Source organism: Micromonospora sp. CA-246542 (assembly GCF_050942905.1).
GTDB lineage: Bacteria > Actinomycetota > Actinomycetes > Mycobacteriales > Micromonosporaceae > Micromonospora.
In genome coordinates this window covers 5,207,407-5,223,592 of sequence record NZ_CP192040.1, presented here as the reverse complement: position 1 = coordinate 5,223,592, position 16,186 = coordinate 5,207,407, and the positions used below count along the sequence as shown (strand labels likewise).

Genomic DNA, 16,186 nt, shown 5'->3' with positions numbered 1-16,186 from the left:
GGGCAGACGGGTGCGTACCGCACCGTCGAGGTACCGAGGCAGAGTGAGACGAAGCGCCAGACCGCGAAGCTTCGCAACCGGCGGGACAACCGTCATGATGCTTGAGGAGCCTCGACCGGAACCCCCGTTTCTCGTGATCATGGCTAGCTACGTGATCGACTTCCACCACCGGAATGTCTGCTCGAAGTGCACCCCAGAAGGTTCGTGCCCACGGCTGGTGGAGGCCAGCGAACACCTGAAGGCTTGGCGCGAAAGGAGGCAGGCTAATGAACCTCAATCCGGGTGACGTTCTGCTTCTCAGCAAGCAGGCAAGCGTTCAATTCGTAAGGCCAATCAGGTTCAGGGTGATCAAGGTAGTAACTGACTGGATTACCTATGATGGCTGGCTCTGGGTCGATGGATATCAGCTCGACAACAAGAATGCCGCCGTGGAGCGTCGGCGAGTCTTCGTTCGGTCGGCAGGCTTGCAGGTTCTCAAGACAGCGATAGGCGACGGAAGGGTTAAGCTTCCACAACGGCGGTAAAGCAGAAAAGCCCCAACCTACCCTGAGTAGGTTGGGGCTTCGTGCTGTTTTGGGGCTACTGGTCCACCGAACCAATGACCTTCCGAAGCACTCGCTCAAGCTGCTCGTCAGTCACGACAACGGTCCCCGGGGGGGTGGCAACAGCAGCCTTGATGCTGGCAACATCAGTCTTCAGAGCCTTCAGCTCCTCGTCCTTGGCCTTCTGCCAAGCCTCGTCACGGATGCGCCACTCCACAGGAGAGTTGACAGTCTTGCCGTCCAGGAGGGTCGGCATCCCAGCACGCCACCGAGTGATGACGTCGAATACGGCGTTTAGCTTTGCGTTCTGTGAAGCGTCCAAATCGTCATCTCCAAGGTAAGAAGCGAGGCTTTCGCCTCGCAGGATCGATAGAATTGCCTTCATCGCTGTTGGGTCGTTGACGTACCGACGCCGGATTTCCAAATGGACATGCCACTTGTGGTCAGCGGAGGCGAATCCAGAGGAGCCGGAGTACCAGTCGTATCGCCCGGCATCTCCGTTGCCATCCCAGCCGTTATGGGCGTTGATGTACTTCGCCCGAGGGTCACTGGTTCTGGTGCGCCACACTGCTACAAGCCGGCCGTGGCAGACCTTCATGTCTGCTAGATCGAGGTTCATATCTACGGCCGCTGCGGCATCCCTGGGCCAAGTTCCAGGAGGGGCTTTGTCGTCGGGTCGGAGGATGGAGTAGTCATCCTTGTACCGCTGATCCTGAATCGAGATGTGGTAGCCACCTCGCTCTGCGTGATCGGTGTCTCCGACGATTCCTGAGATCTCAGCAGACTTATAGAGCGCCTTCCATGAATTGGCGAAGGCGATCATCGTGGGGGTTGCTCTGGTTGCCATAAACACCTCCTCTCTGGGTGTTGACATCCCTATTCAGGAAGCAAGCCATTACGCCTCCGGCTTGTTGGGAACCTTGTAGACCGCATACACGCCGAGCGCAGCCAGAGCCACAGTCGACACCAAACCGGCGACCTCGTTGTCACCCAAGACGTCATCGGCGAACGCCGCGCTCAGGGCGGTAACGACCGAGCTAACAGCAGTCACGTACGCCTTGGCGACAGGGCTAATCTTCACTTCTTGTCTCCCTCAATCACGATGACGCTCGCATTCCGGAGCGCTTCAATTGTCTTTTCCAGAGCTTCGATTCGACTTCTCAGCCGCTCGTTCTCGTTCTTGGTGTCAGCAAGCTCTTGCTTCAGCCACTCGACGTGCTTCATCAGGTCGTCAATGATTGCGTCGTAGTGCGCTCGGGCTCGTTCGTACGCTTGACTCTCGACTTTGTGCTTTTCGAGATCAGCTAAGCGTTGGTCCTTCTCGTCGTTGGACTTTGCAAGCCTTCGGTTCGAGAGGAACTGCCATCCACCTCCGAGGGTGGTAATGGCAGCAACGACTACGGCGACGGTATTTGAATCAATCATGCCGACACCCAGAGGACATCCATCGACGCTTGCTCGTCGTTACCAACAGCAGTGTTTAGGGAACCACCGGAGCTTTGGTATGCCTTCAGCTCCAGATAGTCGCCCTCGTTCAAGTAGATCACTGCGGTACGCGCTGGAATGCGTGTGGTGTTTCCAGACACCGCAGCAAGCAGCACATCAACGCCGGGGATGATGGTCCCATTCACAGACCAGCTCAGTAGGCGAAACCCTGTGGCATTGCTAGCGAACGAGCAACCGCCTGAAACCCGATACCAGCCGGAATAGCGGGCGGTCCAACGGGTTGTGTTCGTAGTGGTCGAGTGTCCGCCAACACCGTCGATGTCGTTATCAACAACCTCGGTGGTGAACGTTAGAGCGGTAGCGGTGTTATTCGGAATTGCCTGAGCGACAGTTTGACGCAGCCGCGCTAAAGGTGGCTGCACAAGGAAACCGAGCCTCGTTGCTGTCAGTCGTGTCCCTGGGGCAAATGATGGTGGACTAGGCATAAGTTCTCCTCGGGCAGAGCCCGTCAGAGCGCAACAATTGCGGGACGACCAACGTGGACGGCTGTGCCGCTGCTGTGTGCCTTGACAATCCCGTTGATGGCTCGGGTGACTGTGAACGTCTGTGGACTCGACGTGCCGGATATCGCAGTGACACTCATCCGCTCCCCGCCAACCAGAATCGGAATGGGGAGGTCGGTTGGGTCAGTGGTCCACACGTCGATAAGGGCTGAGCCGACTGTCAGAGTTGTTGCTGAACTGCTGACGGCAGACGTCAGAACAGAAGAGTCAGAGTCGACACGGTCTTCACCGTCGACCTCGGCGACCGTCCACGGAGTGCCTGGCGTCGCGTTCCAGGTGATGTCCCAGAGGAAGGCGTCAAGCCTCTCGGTGTAGCCCTGAACCATCAGGCTCACTGGCCCTGGTGGTAACCACGGCGGTAGGTCGCCGATGGTCACGAGGTCACCAGCGTCGAGAGCCCCAGCCTTCCTGGTGAGCTGGGTATCGCTAGACCAGGCCGTACCGGCAAGGTTGACCCTGACCCTGGGATACCTAGCCTCATCAACGGTGCCGAGGTGCACACGCCAACCTGCGTGGTTGGGAGGCTGGCCATCGTTGGCGAGGTTGAGGGTTACGGCGTCGGTGTAGGCACCAACGCCATCAGGGGCAGGCTGGATCGACAACGCACCTGTCTCAAGAGCAGCACGAGCCGAAGAGCCACCCTCACGGGTCACTGTGACGTCGTTGCGTATCTCCCCGTCATCCTCGATTGGCTCGAAGGGGTCGAAGACGTGTCCAGTGCCGTACGACAACGCCAACGGGGTTTGGTTGTAGAGGCTGGCTCTCGTTCGATAGATCAGCCCGAGACCGTTTCGAGTCTCGTGCAAGATCCCGCCATCGGCATCAGCGCAGGAATCAAGCAGGTTGAGGAAGGTGTCCGAGCGCTGTCGGCCCATGGGCTCTGTCTCGTCCGGCTCGCCTGCCACAGCAACAGGAATGCCTTCCTCAGCGGACAGGCGTAGAAGACGCCTGCCGGCAGTCTCCCCGACGTAGCCGTTAGAGCCCTGCATAAATGTCGTCGTTCCGAACTCAGCTTCCTTGGGAAACACTGCCACGTGTCCTATAGACATGGGCGGCAGACTGTTGGGGCCAACTGTCACTGAAGTGACGTTTCCTACGGTGCCGGCGTAATCGGGTCCGCCGGCACCCATGACAAAGAAGGTCTCTGACCCGACGCTATGCCACTTTGAATTCACGTCTACGCTTCCGCCTGACTGAATCAAATTGAGCTGCATAGCAATCCAGCTAGTAGGAGAGACACCGCCTCCATAAGTTCCGGTTCCGTTGTAAACCGTTGAGCCGCTAGCGTCCGTACCAGTCCAGATGAAACCGGTGTTGTCAGCGGTCAAAGTCCAATCAGTAACGGTCCCGGTTGACTTGAGGCGTAGGAGAACTGGCGCGCCAGAGGAGAGCAACGAATCGAACTTGAAGTAGAATAGAAACGTCCAGGAGGACACGCCTGACTTCGGCTTGTTGAAGAACGTCAAGCTTGAGGTGTTGAGGGCCAAACGTGCTGATGTCGTGGCACCAGGGAGCGAATCATCGCTGGCGAATGACACGTCAGTTACGACGCCAGCCGGAACACCTGGAATGGCACTAGCCGCACTGGTGCTGTCCGCACCATCCTCCAGAGGCAAATAGCCTGTCGGCGCGTACTGGGTCAGCGCGCGGAAGATGGGGGAACTGATCGGTTTGGTCCCTTGGTTGAGGCGACGCTTCACGCCTGACGCCTCAACGGGTACCCACTGGTCATTCTCGGAGATATCCCAGCGCTGAGGCCATGACGATATTTCTCCGTGGAAGCGTGGCCACGAGACCGAGTAGTTGTCGATGCTGACGGTGGGGATCGGACTATTAGTGTTGGTAGCGACGATGTATTGGCGAAAACCGCCGTTACCTTGACTGCGTAGAGATGTGTCCCCGACCGTCAGATGCCAATCCTGAGGCTCAGGCGAGCCAACCGGCCACGCCTTGATGCTCAGTTGAGAGCCAACAACACAGGCACGCACTCGAATAGGTGTGTTTGCACCGTAGGTGACGCCCGGTACGGGTCTAGCCATACCAAGTTCAGTCTGCACACCGTTGACCATTCGGGAAATCTTCAAGGTCATGGTGTTGCCAGGATCGAACTCGGCTCGCAGCCAATAGAAGTTGCTTCCGCTCAGATACCTGGCGACAAAGCCGGTAACGAGCGACGCGCCAGTCATGGCTGCTGACGGCGTGAAATCCGCTACCTGATCCGAGTCAACAGCCAGGGCACCACTACCGAGGATCGCTGTGCGAACAGTGTTCAGAGCGGTTAGGGCCAAGGTTGCTTTGCCCGAGCTAACAGACCACTCTGACGCACCACTAACAGACCAGGCGTAGCCTTCATCTGAGGTGCCTAATCCGCCTGAGACAGTGCGGCTGAAGGTGTCCTTGAAGAGGGGCAAGCTGAATCGAACAGGCGTGTTTCTGCCAATGAGCCCGTAGTAGGGACTCATTGGGTTTCGAGGAGAGTACTTCCCTTGGCGGTTGTTGAGGACGAAAGAGCACTGCCCCGGGATGGTTCGTTGACCTTCGGCAGTGCGACCACGAGTGATCGTGATACCGCCTCCGGAATGGGCAGAACCCTGACGAACGTCAGAGGTGATGTCGACCCAACCAAGTCCGCCTACGTAGAGTTCGCCGAGTAGTGGCAACGGAGTCTGAGGGAACGCCATTTCAGCCCCCAAATAGATTCTTGACGCCGCCTACCCGGCGGGCTTCCTTCTGAAGTTGTTCAACAAGTTCGGCAGGAGAGTTCGCTTGAACAACAAGCGTCTGAATAACAATTCCGCCGGTAGCAGCCGGCGCAGATCCGCCGGAAGACCTGGCACCAGTCATCGGCCTTCCGTTACGAAGGCCAGCACGGAGACTTTCAATAGCTCCATGTCCACCAGCAGCATCGACCTCCCGAGCGGTGAGGACGTGTTCGCCCGGAGCGAGCATCATCGGAACAGAGTCTTTGCCCTTCGGCCCTGAGCCCGTGATAGGACCACCAGAAGCGGCACCCCTGATCTGGGTTCCAACACCGACGATTCGGTGATCGCCGTTGGTCTTCACCTGAACGGTTACCGTCTTACCGGTGAGGCCATTGACCCTCTTCTGAAAGGTTTCAAGAATCTTCGTTGCGGCGGCAGTGCTTGCGCTGATCGTGGTGTTCCACGACTTCGGAATCTTCATGATCTGGTCAGCGAGAGCCTGAGCCCCATTCTTGGTCAACCCAAGCTGAACGAGGTTCTTAATGAGCTGCTGACGACCGGTCTCATAGACCCTTGCGGCGGCAGCCTCAGCGGCAGCCTGCCCTTGAGTGGCCTCAGTCTCGTCGTAAACAGCCTGAGCCTTCGCATCGACAGAACTGATGAGATTGCGAATGGCTTGGTCGTTGGCTCGGCCCTTCTCGGTGTTGAGATCGAGGGTCTTGCCGTTCTCTTTGATGCTTGCGGTGACGTTGTCGATCGCAGCTTGATAATTCGACTCAGCTTCGCGGCTACTCAGAGCCTTGCCGTTCAACTGATCGAAGGCTGCCGAAAGACCACCAGCGGCAGAGATGCCGTCTCGCATACTGCTGTTCAGAATGATCTGCTGATCGGTTAGGTTCTTGGCTCCCGTGGTCGTGCTGTCGAATCCCGAAGTGTCGTTGAGCGCACCCTTCAATTCGGCAATCTTTGCCCGACCCTCATCGACCTTTCCGCCGAGAACGGGAAGCCAGCCCCACAAGGTGTCCGCTACAGCCCCTCCGGCTTCCCCGATGTCAAGGAGAGTCCGATAGAGACTGGAGAAGACATCAACCGTCGTGGTGACCGCACCAATGCCGCCCTCGACAACCATGAAGAGGTATCGGATGGCGGAAGCGCCCTCGTCGGCGTTGTCAGCGAAGGTGGAGAACATCTCGCTGAGGGCACGGCCCACCCGAGGCAGACCCGCAGAGATCTCACGGATCACCGGTCCGGCCGACTGCATGGCATCCCGTACGCCTGGAGCGACCTCCCGAAGGAGCCCCGCTACGCCTCGGGCTAGCGGGGTGACGTACTTCGCGGCCGAGCCGAAGGAGTCCTCTACCTCATCGGTGACCTCAGCCCAGGCACCACGGATGATCCCGATGCCCTGAACCGCTGGACCAACGAAGACCGAGGAGAACTCTTCGAGGTCACCAAGGACGGCGTCCTTGAGGTCTCGACCAGCGGCCTGTACCCGAGAGTCCTTGCCAGCGAGAGCAAGGCCACCGATGACACCGCCGAGACCAACCCCGCCGACTACCGCGCCAGCGATGCCGGCTGCGATGGTTGGTAGAGCAGCAGCAGCCAGACCAGCCCCTAGGACGGCCCCAGCCGGCCCCAGAGGAGCCTTAGCGACCAAGGGACCGATTCGGCCGACGAACGAAGCCGCGAAGCCTGAAGCTGCCTCAGAACCTTCCTCGATGAAGCTCTTGGCCTTGGTCAGCTTGTGTAGCTCGCTCTGTTGCTTCCGCATGGCCTTGCTGATGTCCATGCGTTCTGCGGCATCGCTGGTCCTAGCGAACTGAACGGCGAGATCCTTGAGCCCGTTCTCAGCGCCTGCAATCTCTTTGTCTAGCCTGGCGGCGTCGTGGGCTGTCGCCTTCATGTCCTTGCCGAGATCTTCGACAGCACCACCAGCCTTCTTGGCTGCCGTGCTGACCGTCTCTCGACCGATGAGCGACCACAAGAATTCGCGCTTATCCACGGTCGCTCCTTATGAAGTTGTTGGCGTAATCGACAAACAGGTCAAACTGAGATGCAGTCAGCCCGTAGACCTCATCTGGCTTCATGCCGAAGAGGTGGGCGAACAGCGGTAGTAGAGCCTCTACTTCTTCGAGGCTTTTGGGGAATCGACCAGCTCAATACTCGTGTTGATGAGGTCTAGATCGAACGACTCCCAGGTCACACTTACCCCGTCGGCCGTGTTAGCAGCCAGCCACACAAGTGCCGCCATGGCGAGGAGATCCGAGTCCTCAAGCTGCTTGCCGAGTTCTGCCCAACTGAGGCCAACCTCGGCCTTCAGCCTTTTCAGGTCACGGAGGCGAGGGTTTGCGTTGTCATACTCGATGACCTCTGGAACGCCTAGCGCTTCCCGGTCTTCGGCAGTAAACGTAATTCGAATCATTCCTACCCCTTGAGCTGATCTGAGACGTTCTTGAGGACGAGAGTCATCTCTCGCTTGACGTTCGGTACGAGCCGTTTCATCGGCTCGTCAATAAAGCCGGGTCGAACCTTCTGGCTGACCCACGCCTTGCGGCGCTTCCCGTAGACCGGATGCCGAAGGTTGCCCTTATTGAGTGCGGGCACGTCCCGACGCTCCTTTTGCCCGTCGCCATAGACCTTGTAGCGCAACTCAGTCGACTGCCTTCGCGTCCTCCGGGACAGCCGAAATTGAAGAGACCTGCTCAACACAGGCGCATACCCGGAAGGCATTGCTTTGGGAACTTCGGCCTGAATAGCTGGCCCCAACGGCTGTACAGCCCGCTCGAAGCCTCGGTTCATTTCTCTGCCAAGACCGGTGTTGCCGAGCTGCTTGAGCTTGTTACTAGCTCGATACAGCTCGGGTCCACCACTCATGCGGATGTCAAAACCCATGGGCTTACGGGTAGACGCCAACGGTGACAACACCGTCGACCTGGAGCGAAGCCGAGAAAGGCACCTTGTCGCCGACCGAGGCGTCAATGGTGAAGTCGGTAACCCAAGCCTCACCGCTGAACTTCACCTTGCCGGCAGTAGAGCCCTGAGGGCCATATTCGAAGGTGGCAGTCACGGAAGCTCGGTGAGCGCCACCAACAACAGTGACGACAGTGGGATCGAGGGTGCCCGAGATGGTGAAGGTGGTATTGAACAGACCGGGAATGCTCTTGACGCCCTGGTCGCCAAAAGCGGTCACCTCGGAGAGGTTCCGAGAACCCGGCAGACCCGAGACGCTGTCGACGTAGGGCGTGAGATTCTGGAGGCTGCCAGGGGTGCTACCCGAGGCATTGTCAAGCTGAAAGACGGCATCCTTACCGTGGGAGGCAGGCATAGGGACTCCTTTGGAGCACAGCAAAAAACCCGCACATAGGCGGGTTCAGGAAATGGTTAGTTAGTTAGCGGCGAGCGAAGGCCAGAGCGAAAGTCGCTGAGCCAGTACCGGTGACCGTCCAAAGGGCACGCGTGTACTGGTTGACGGTGCCGGCTACGGTCTTGCGCTCTGAGGTCTTCCCGGTGGCTGCGGTGAAGGTCATCAGGTCAACCCAGACAGAGCCGTCCGTCGAGTGCTGGACCTTGACCGTCAGGCCAGTGAGACCGCTGAAAGCGCTGACGTGCAGCGCAGCGACACCACCGTTGGCCGTGCTGGCGAGGTTGTTCACGGACGAGCTGTTGCCTCCGGCCGTCTCGGCCTGGAGCCCGTGAAGCACAACGCCGAGTTCAACGGCTTCGTCTGCGGTAGCGGTGACGCTCAGGGTTACAGCCTCGGAGACCGAGGCGGGGACATCGAACTCCGAGAGATCAGCCACAGCCATCAGGGCTGGCTTCCCAACGGTGAAGCCGTCCGGCAGGACAGTGATGAGAGCCCCGTTGTCGACACCAGCAGCAGCCGCAACCTTGTCGTACAGGGTGTCTGGATCTGAGTCGAACGTTCCGCTCACGGTCATCGAGCCCGAGAGCAACCCAGGTACGAACCGCTCTCCGTCGTCCAGGAGCCCCGTGACGCTGCCGTAGCTACGGCTCTGAGTCGTGCTCCAACCACTGACCCGACCGGAGACATGAGCATCGTTGATCAGTACGCGCGACTGCTTACTGTGGATTGCCATTGCCTACCTCCTCGATGTAACCGAGGTCGATCAGTTCGGGAATGGACTTCTCGGGGAGGTCAGTCACCAACTGTCCAGGCTCGGCACGCTTCTCTTTGTTCGTCTTCGTGGGATAGTTGAGACCCACGTTCACGCGGTACTTCTTGGAAGCCATCAGGCACCATCCCCGAATACGTTCACGACCAATTCAGCACCGAGGTACTTGGATTCGCCGACCGTGTGAAATCCGTAGCCCTGCTGCCTCGTCACGTCCAAGGTGTCGCAGGCTCCACCAAGGCTGGGATCAGCCTCAATGGCTGCCTTCAAGGAACTCGGACCAGAACCGCTGATATACGCGTCAAGCTGAGCCTGACCCGATCGATCATTCTTAGCGCTCACCAGAACTACACAGGTAAGCGTCAGCTCGTCGCTACCTCGGCCCATCGTTATGTCGTAATCAATCTCGACACCGCCGACGTAGAAGCAGGGGACCGATACCGAGTCAGGGGCGTAGGCGTATCGGTTCAGTTCAGGAGTCACCGATTCAACGGCCTCAGCCAAACGTGTACGGATCAACGAGATATCCATTAACCCACCGCCTGAATGACGAACGGACGGAGCAAGGCTTGGACGTCAGGGTCGACACGAGTGATCCGGAGAAAGCCGAACTCTTCATTGCCAACAGTTCCGCCAACGGAATCCTTGCGCTTGAACAACCGAGCAGCCTGTAACAGGGTCGCCTGAACGACCTCATCCGGAACGGCAGGCCAGCCCCATTTAGCGGTGACCCGAATACGTGTGTCCATCGGAGTTGACCACAAGCCGCCTGGACGACGGAGATACGTAATTGGTCGACTAATAGCTAAGGCGTTCTCAGGCTCACTGCTGTAGTCAGGAACAGCGTTCCAGCTAGAACCGCTCTGCTTCTCAACCGTCAGATCAGTCAGGCTAGAGATGTCATCAACGATGATGAGGTCTCCGTCAGGATCACAGACCAGCCGGTCAGCCAGACGATAAGTTCGGGCTGTCGCAGCAGCGTCAGCGTAGAACCGTCGCCTACAGTGCGACTCCACCGACCGGGAAGCAGTCGTTAGGCACTGCTGTAGGAACAAGTCGTAGGTGTTCGTGTTCTCGCCGACGTAGGATTTCAGCAGCGGAAGAGTGGTGTACTCGTTAGCCATTCTTTGCAGCCGCCTTCCGGCGAGGTGCAGGGACAGCCTTGCTCTCGAAAAACTCAGCGTTCGCCTTCACCACCAGCTCGGTAGCGGCGTACTCCTCGCCTTCCCGAACGCAGATCTCGACGTCTCCGATGCAGGTGAAGAACGTCTTCGTTGCAACCATGTCGCTCATTGCATACCTCCTTTCGGCAGGCAGGGGAGGAGAGACGGAGCCAATGAGGCTCCGTCTCTCGACTCCGAATTAGCCAGTGACGAGCGTGCGGAAAGCGTTCGGGGTGAGAACGTCCGCGCCCACGCGCCAGAAAGCGAACCAACCAGCCTGACCAGTAGGACGCTCGTTAGCACCCTTGATCATCGGCTCGTACATCAGGCTCATACCGATGCGGTCAACAATCGCGTACTGCGAAAAGTCGCCGTAAACGGCAATCTTGCTGCCGGTCGTCAAAGTGCTAGCGATGGTGCTCGACTCGTACACCGGACGACCAAGCAGTCGCTCCGGGGTGCCGGCACCCAGGTTCGCCCAGAACGAGCTACCCCCGGCGGTGTCGAACTGCCGAGTCCGGTTGACGGTCGACATGTTCATCACCCAGGAACCCTTATCCCGCCACCGAGGCGGAACAGCGGCCTGGAGGGCGTACACATCGGCAACCGCGTAAGCACCAGTACCACCAGCGGTCACAGTCGTAGTGGCCGCAGTGATGATGCCCTTGGGCTGGCCGGAACCAGTGCCCGTGGTGAACGCTGCCTCTTCGAGCCGATCCTTGGCGTCAGCCATCAGCATCGGCAGCTCACTGGCGAAGTCCGAATCCTGAAGCACCTCGAAGGAACCGAACACCCAGGCCGCAGCCTTGTGCACTGGGATCTTTACCTGACCGAAGGTCGGGGTGTTGTCAGATGCCTCAGCACCCTCAGCGAGCCAGCCAGCGTTGACGCCAGCAGAGCTAACACCGTTCCACTCGTTCGTGCCGGTCTGCTTGATCGAGGCAATCCGGCGGTAAGGGTTGGCCGAACCACTGTTCGTCAGGATGACGGAAGGGTCCAGGGTGAACGGCACCAGGTAACCGCCGTTCGCCGAAGTCAGAGACAGCGCAGCACGCTGCGCCATGTTCTCCGGGTCTCCGATGTAGTCAAGGAACAGCTCGTGATACTCAGGCGAGCCGGTCTTGAGGATGTGCTCCGCAACGTCTCGCTTCAGGCCACCACGGGAGCGCTCAACCAGAGCCGTAGCGTTCTCCCGAGCCTCGTCACTCATGTGCTCCGGAGCCTGCTCAATGGCATCCTTGGCACGCTCAATGAAGTCCGAATCCGTCCAGGTCTTCGAACGGTGCAACTCTTCGTACGGGTTGCGCTTAGTGCGAGTGATGACGGTCGGGCCGGACTCGCGATTACCGGAGTTCAGCGAAGCCCGCATCACCTCATCAACCTTGGCCTCACGAGCAACGGCCTTGTCATAGGCCGAACGCTTGACGTCCCACTCCTCAAGGAGAGCTTCACCGCGCGAAAGCTCATCCTCGGTCGGGTTGTCAGAATCCTCGATGGTCTTCAGCTCAGCGCGAAGAATCTCCATCTCGGCGGAAAGCTGCTCAGACTGCTTCTTCATTTGTAGTAACTCCTCGGGAACGCATCTCCGACTTGAGTCGGAGTTGTCGAAGCCGAGCGGAGTGCCAATCAGGCGAATCCTCGGAGCCGAGTTCGGTGCTTACCGAAGTGGCGCGTTCTGTTGCCGAGTCCCCGAAGGAAGTGGCTGACAGCGTGCGGACGAGGTCCGCAATCGCATCTTCGTCAAGATGCGCGAGTTCTTCTGCGATCTCCTGTACTGAGCGAACAGCGGTAATCGCCGCAGCTTCATAAGCAGGCATTGGGGTAGGTCCGTACTCCCTCAGCCCAAGCTCAAAGCGAGTGACCGTAGGAAGCGGCTCACCATGCTTAGCCTTGGGAATACGCGTGTGTGAGCTTCGATAGATCTGGCCCGTGAAGCTTTGGCTCCGAATATCTCCGTTACGGATGGCCTCAAGAACATGATCAGCCATCTCCGACCGGTTATACCGGGTGACCGTAAAAAGACCCTTGCTGTCTGCGCGGATCTCTAGAGGGGTGCCAATCGGAATCGAGCCAAGGTCTGATGGCGTGCCATGGATCGTGTAGCCGTGATTATAGAGACAGACCACACGATCGCTGTTGTTCTTGATAGTGCGATTAAAGGCGGCGGCATCGATTCGTTCGATATATCGGCCATGCCGATCACTGATCTCAACCGGGGTGTTAAACACTGCGGCGTACGCCTCGACTGTGCGACCGTCAGAATATGAACGGCTGATCTGGATGTCATCGAGGGCGAACGTTCGGCGGTACTCCTCACTCATCCGCTTCACCTCCCTTAGGGGGTTCAGGTGCTTCAGCACCAGGGGGTAGAAGCTGAACCGAGAAGCGTCCGGTGTGCTTCAGTAGGGACATGTCCCGTGCCTTTACAGCAAGGGCGACAGACTCAGGGGTGTATCCAGCGGTCAGCAGAGTTGACGCAGTAGCAGCGTCAACGGAAAACGTCTCAGCCTGCGTCTGCTCGCCTTCCTGAAGGGCAATGACGTCTGAGGTGTCAAACCACAGTTCCGCACCTTCAGGGACGTCTACGAGCTTTGACAAGGAAGCGCAGACAGAACGCCAATTCGGTCGCATCGTGAGGTCAGCAAACGACTTGATCGCAGAGTCGTAGTTGGCGAGAGTTGCTGCGCCGAGACCTTCCTTGAGGCCAACAACGATCGCAGGCACTCCACCAGCGATAGCGATTCGGTTCTCACCAGCGGCCTGAATGATTGCGAGAGCGTCATTAAGTTGGTCGCCAACCACCATCGGATCTGCGCCGTTGTCGAGAAGCATTGTCTTGTAGGCGTTCTCAGGACCAGCGTGCCGAGCCCTAATAGTCTTGGTGATCCGGTCGACCTGGTCAGGCGTTAGCTCGGTGGAATACTTGATGATCATGTTTGGCGTAGCAGCGTTTCTGTAATACGCCTCACGATGATCGGTCATCATATTGTCTGCGTTGATCTCGCGAAGTACCGGAGTCAGCCAGCTCATGCCACGGAAATTCGCCATCGGGTCTGGAATAGGAGACCAGTGGGCGACCTCATCAACCGGATAGAACTGTGTTGACCGGTCTTGGTCGCCGGTCGGTTCGTAGGCGTACCCGATGACTTCGCGCACCTCGCCGCCGTAGGCGTCGGTGACGATCTCGGAAACGATGGTTACCCAGTCAGGGCGTAGCCGCTCTAGCCGATCGCCGCAATCACGGATGTAGGCGTTCCCGTATAGGGAGACGTCCTGCTCCATCCGAGAGAGCATTTCGCCAGTAGTCGCACCAGGCCACGGCTGCTCAAGCTTGCTCAGCGCTGGAGTGCCGAACAGCCGCTTATCGGTGAGGTTGCGGAACTTAAACCGCGCCTCGCTGAACAGCCTCCGTCGGGTATCAATGACGCCGAAGACAACACCATTACCAGCGTAGGCAACATTAGCCATGCTGTCGTAAGTAGAAATAGCACGCTCGGTATTAGGCGTGCCGTAGGTGTACTGATAGCCGTTGCCCGGTGGCGGTTGATATCTCTCAACCTCCTCACCACCAAGCCACGACTTCAGGCGGCTCATAAAGCCCATGCATTTCCTCCGTCAGATGAGGTACGCGCTCGGGTTTGGCTTAAGGCGAACCAGGTGAGAGCGAGATTCGTAAGCCCACCGAGCGAGAGTCGCGGCCACCAACGGGGAGATGTCGATATCGCTCTTAAAGCGATCCCAGGCCCATGAGTCGCCTAGTTTCCTTGTCTTGCCGTTTGGGACAGCTCGATTGAATTCGACCTGATCGCGGTGTCGAATGGTTCCCTGGTTAACGGCGTCCACGAAAGCCACACACGCAGGTGAGAACTCATTGCCACCAGGGATGGCCAATTCCCCGTACTTCGGTCTGTCGGAGTCCTCAGGGACATCAAGTCCGGCCTTCTGAAGGTCGATCAGCAAAGAGCCAACGGGGCTCTTGGTGTCAAAGCCGATAGCTACAGGGTTGTACTTATCCCTCAGCTCCAGCACCCGAGAGACGACCCAATCAGTCCCCGGTCGCTGGTCGATCAGTTCGATATGCCCTAGGCCATCCTCACGAATGCCGTAGGCGACGATTGAGCTAACTGCCTTGTCTCCCCAACCACAGGTATCAACGGCGAAGGCCAGATCTCCTGTGCGGCGAGATTCCTTGTGAGCTAGGGCAGACCATCCCTCAGCGGTTATAAGGGCGTCAGAGGCACGTACAGGCCATTGACCGAGGTGTTCCCTAGCGAAGTCTGCGTCAGTCATCGACGCGCGCTGAGAGGCCATTACAGCCTCTCGTTTGCGGATGTTGAAGGCCGGGTTCGTCTTGGCCCAAAGCTCTCGGTCGTCCAGGTCTAGCGGCCCATCAGGGGCTCCCCACTCCCAGCAGACAACCCCAGGGTCTTTCTCCCTGCCCCGACGTCGCATCTTGGTGAAGGGCTCACCGGTGACAGCGCTCAGAGGAGGTGTAGAGACCCACCATGTTTGAGGGTTGGGCCGTGCCGACAGCACGGGCAGCAAGGCTCCGAGGTCTTCGTCTACGACGTCATAGCTCTCGTCATTGACGAGCCGATCGAAAGTGCCGCCTCGACCCGAGTCCTTGCCTCTGGCACGGATAGAAAGGGAGGCACCACTTTTGAGCTTGATCTCCTCATAGCCGTTGTTGAGAACCAACCACTTCCGCTCAGGGAGGAGCTTTCCCTTGAGTCCGAGACTCGTCGGTGACTTCTCGATGCGGTCGGCAATACTCAGGAGAACCTTCTTGGAGTTCTCCTTGTTCTGACTCGTCAACACGACCTTCTCATGAAAGAGGAAGAGCGCGGCGAGGATCAGAACCTCAATCAGGAAGGTCTTGCCGGACTGTCGAGGAACAATCAGAACGCAATCGGTAGCAGCCCATACGTAACCGCCAGGGTTCAGCGGATCGGGGATTTCACCGAGCGCTGCGCGAAGGTAGTTGGCTTGCCATTCGTCTAGAGGGATGCCGAGCAGTTGAGCGAGCGCTACGGCTTCGTCGCCTCGGGTCTGAACATAATCAGGCTGGTGGCCGAACGTCGGCAGTTGGCTGCCGCGAAGCAAGGAGGTCGTCAAGTGGCGTCCCTCCTTCTTGCTCGCTATTCAGTTGGTCAAGTTCAGCCAGGACTTCCCCTAGCTGCTTTGCGATTGAGGCGGCATCCTTTGGAAACGCTCGCTCAAGCCTCTCGGCGAGCAAGTCTCTAAGGGCTTCTAGCTGCTCTCGGTAAGAGCCCTCCTGGATGACTTTGGCGAATCCGTCAGTCATGGCCTGGCTCCTAGAGAGAGAAAGTTCGAGAAAGGCAAGGAGGGTCAGGAAGGAAAGGAATCGGACATTCGACCCCTACCCCCCGGGGTGTCACCATTCCTCAGACCTGTTCGAAGGCTTCGTTATTGCCTTCTTGTTCCTGCTTTGATTGCAGCATTTGCCTTTGATGGGGTCACAGGCGTAGCACCGACCACGAGGGCCATGACTCGGGCGCTTGTTGTGTGGGTCGCCTGGATCTTGGTACGGGTCTTGCTTCACAGGTGTGAGGTAGTCAGCTTCAGGGATGCCCTCGATGGTGTGTCCACACAACCAGCAGACGTAGCCATAGATGC

The 16,186-nt window shown here is 58.3% G+C and carries 18 protein-coding genes; all 18 read right to left on the bottom strand.

The genetic code is table 11. From position 1 onward, the window contains the following. Positions 1 to 579: 579 nt before the first annotated feature. On the bottom strand, positions 580 to 1,389 hold the full coding sequence (locus tag ACQP0N_RS24070; protein WP_433114307.1) for a hypothetical protein: 810 nt from the start codon (positions 1,387 to 1,389) through the stop codon (positions 580 to 582). 48 nt (positions 1,390 to 1,437) lie between these two features. Further along, positions 1,438 to 1,623, bottom strand: coding sequence for a hypothetical protein (locus tag ACQP0N_RS24065; protein WP_433114305.1), 186 nt, complete (start codon positions 1,621 to 1,623; stop codon positions 1,438 to 1,440). Then, the gene (locus ACQP0N_RS24060; protein WP_433114304.1) at positions 1,620 to 1,967 is read right to left on the bottom strand and encodes a hypothetical protein; all 348 of its coding nucleotides are present in this window, start codon (positions 1,965 to 1,967) and stop codon (positions 1,620 to 1,622) included. The genes ACQP0N_RS24065 and ACQP0N_RS24060 overlap by 4 nt, the downstream gene beginning before the upstream one ends. After that, positions 1,964 to 2,173, bottom strand: a complete 210-nt coding sequence (locus ACQP0N_RS24055) for a hypothetical protein (protein WP_433114302.1) — start codon at positions 2,171 to 2,173, stop codon at positions 1,964 to 1,966. The genes ACQP0N_RS24060 and ACQP0N_RS24055 overlap by 4 nt, the downstream gene beginning before the upstream one ends. A 323-nt stretch (positions 2,174 to 2,496) precedes the next feature. Next, a complete protein-coding gene (locus ACQP0N_RS24050; RefSeq protein WP_433114301.1) occupies positions 2,497 to 4,017 on the bottom strand; it encodes a hypothetical protein in 1,521 nt (506 codons plus the stop codon). 1,216 nt (positions 4,018 to 5,233) lie between these two features. Next, positions 5,234 to 7,255 carry a hypothetical protein gene (locus ACQP0N_RS24045; RefSeq protein WP_433114299.1) on the bottom strand — a complete coding sequence of 674 codons (2,022 nt, stop codon included), beginning with the start codon at positions 7,253 to 7,255 and terminating at the stop codon, positions 5,234 to 5,236. Positions 7,256 to 7,375: 120 nt separating this feature from the next. Next, entirely contained in the window at positions 7,376 to 7,675 is a 300-nt protein-coding gene (locus ACQP0N_RS24040) for a hypothetical protein (RefSeq protein ID WP_433114297.1), read from the bottom strand. A gap of 2 nt (positions 7,676 to 7,677) precedes the next feature. Further along, positions 7,678 to 8,145, bottom strand: coding sequence for a hypothetical protein (locus ACQP0N_RS24035; protein ID WP_433114295.1), 468 nt, complete (start codon positions 8,143 to 8,145; stop codon positions 7,678 to 7,680). 4 nt (positions 8,146 to 8,149) lie between these two features. Next, entirely contained in the window at positions 8,150 to 8,578 is a 429-nt protein-coding gene (locus ACQP0N_RS24030; RefSeq protein ID WP_433114293.1) for a hypothetical protein, read from the bottom strand. Positions 8,579 to 8,642: 64 nt separating this feature from the next. Then, positions 8,643 to 9,350 (bottom strand): hypothetical protein, encoded by a 708-nt coding sequence (locus ACQP0N_RS24025; RefSeq protein WP_433114292.1) that lies wholly within the window; start codon positions 9,348 to 9,350, stop codon positions 8,643 to 8,645. Beyond that, positions 9,334 to 9,504: a hypothetical protein gene (locus ACQP0N_RS24020; protein ID WP_433114290.1), complete on the bottom strand. Its 171-nt coding sequence runs from the start codon at positions 9,502 to 9,504 to the stop codon at positions 9,334 to 9,336. Before ACQP0N_RS24020 ends, ACQP0N_RS24025 begins: the two co-directional genes overlap by 17 nt. Further along, positions 9,504 to 9,917 carry a hypothetical protein gene (locus tag ACQP0N_RS24015; protein ID WP_433114288.1) on the bottom strand — a complete coding sequence of 138 codons (414 nt, stop codon included), beginning with the start codon at positions 9,915 to 9,917 and terminating at the stop codon, positions 9,504 to 9,506. Before ACQP0N_RS24015 ends, ACQP0N_RS24020 begins: the two co-directional genes overlap by 1 nt. After that, the gene (locus ACQP0N_RS24010) at positions 9,917 to 10,510 is read right to left on the bottom strand and encodes a head-tail connector protein (RefSeq protein WP_433114286.1); all 594 of its coding nucleotides are present in this window, start codon (positions 10,508 to 10,510) and stop codon (positions 9,917 to 9,919) included. Before ACQP0N_RS24010 ends, ACQP0N_RS24015 begins: the two co-directional genes overlap by 1 nt. Beyond that, the gene (locus ACQP0N_RS24005) at positions 10,503 to 10,679 is read right to left on the bottom strand and encodes a hypothetical protein (RefSeq protein ID WP_433114284.1); all 177 of its coding nucleotides are present in this window, start codon (positions 10,677 to 10,679) and stop codon (positions 10,503 to 10,505) included. Before ACQP0N_RS24005 ends, ACQP0N_RS24010 begins: the two co-directional genes overlap by 8 nt. Positions 10,680 to 10,748: 69 nt before the next feature. Continuing rightward, on the bottom strand, positions 10,749 to 12,107 hold the full coding sequence (locus tag ACQP0N_RS24000; protein WP_433114282.1) for a phage major capsid protein: 1,359 nt from the start codon (positions 12,105 to 12,107) through the stop codon (positions 10,749 to 10,751). Then, on the bottom strand, positions 12,091 to 12,870 hold the full coding sequence (locus ACQP0N_RS23995; RefSeq protein WP_433114280.1) for an HK97 family phage prohead protease: 780 nt from the start codon (positions 12,868 to 12,870) through the stop codon (positions 12,091 to 12,093). Before ACQP0N_RS23995 ends, ACQP0N_RS24000 begins: the two co-directional genes overlap by 17 nt. Next, complete coding sequence (locus ACQP0N_RS23990) at positions 12,863 to 14,152, bottom strand: phage portal protein (protein ID WP_433114276.1); 1,290 nt, start codon at positions 14,150 to 14,152, stop codon at positions 12,863 to 12,865. Before ACQP0N_RS23990 ends, ACQP0N_RS23995 begins: the two co-directional genes overlap by 8 nt. 12 nt (positions 14,153 to 14,164) lie before the next feature. Then, the gene (locus ACQP0N_RS23985; RefSeq protein ID WP_433114274.1) at positions 14,165 to 15,664 is read right to left on the bottom strand and encodes a hypothetical protein; all 1,500 of its coding nucleotides are present in this window, start codon (positions 15,662 to 15,664) and stop codon (positions 14,165 to 14,167) included. Positions 15,665 to 16,186: the final 522 nt, after the last annotated feature.

Coding starts and splice junctions, on each gene's coding strand:
- ACQP0N_RS24070 (WP_433114307.1), bottom strand. CDS start 1,389: ATGGCAACCAGAGCAACCCCCACGATGATCGCCTTCGCCAATTCATGG.
- ACQP0N_RS24060 (WP_433114304.1), bottom strand. CDS start 1,967: ATGATTGATTCAAATACCGTCGCCGTAGTCGTTGCTGCCATTACCACC.
- ACQP0N_RS24040 (WP_433114297.1), bottom strand. CDS start 7,675: ATGATTCGAATTACGTTTACTGCCGAAGACCGGGAAGCGCTAGGCGTT.
- ACQP0N_RS24035 (WP_433114295.1), bottom strand. CDS start 8,145: ATGGGTTTTGACATCCGCATGAGTGGTGGACCCGAGCTGTATCGAGCT.
- ACQP0N_RS24030 (WP_433114293.1), bottom strand. CDS start 8,578: ATGCCTGCCTCCCACGGTAAGGATGCCGTCTTTCAGCTTGACAATGCC.
- ACQP0N_RS24025 (WP_433114292.1), bottom strand. CDS start 9,350: ATGGCAATCCACAGTAAGCAGTCGCGCGTACTGATCAACGATGCTCAT.
- ACQP0N_RS24020 (WP_433114290.1), bottom strand. CDS start 9,504: ATGGCTTCCAAGAAGTACCGCGTGAACGTGGGTCTCAACTATCCCACG.
- ACQP0N_RS24015 (WP_433114288.1), bottom strand. CDS start 9,917: ATGGATATCTCGTTGATCCGTACACGTTTGGCTGAGGCCGTTGAATCG.
- ACQP0N_RS24010 (WP_433114286.1), bottom strand. CDS start 10,510: ATGGCTAACGAGTACACCACTCTTCCGCTGCTGAAATCCTACGTCGGC.
- ACQP0N_RS24005 (WP_433114284.1), bottom strand. CDS start 10,679: ATGAGCGACATGGTTGCAACGAAGACGTTCTTCACCTGCATCGGAGAC.
- ACQP0N_RS24000 (WP_433114282.1), bottom strand. CDS start 12,107: ATGAAGAAGCAGTCTGAGCAGCTTTCCGCCGAGATGGAGATTCTTCGC.
- ACQP0N_RS23995 (WP_433114280.1), bottom strand. CDS start 12,870: ATGAGTGAGGAGTACCGCCGAACGTTCGCCCTCGATGACATCCAGATC.
- ACQP0N_RS23990 (WP_433114276.1), bottom strand. CDS start 14,152: ATGGGCTTTATGAGCCGCCTGAAGTCGTGGCTTGGTGGTGAGGAGGTT.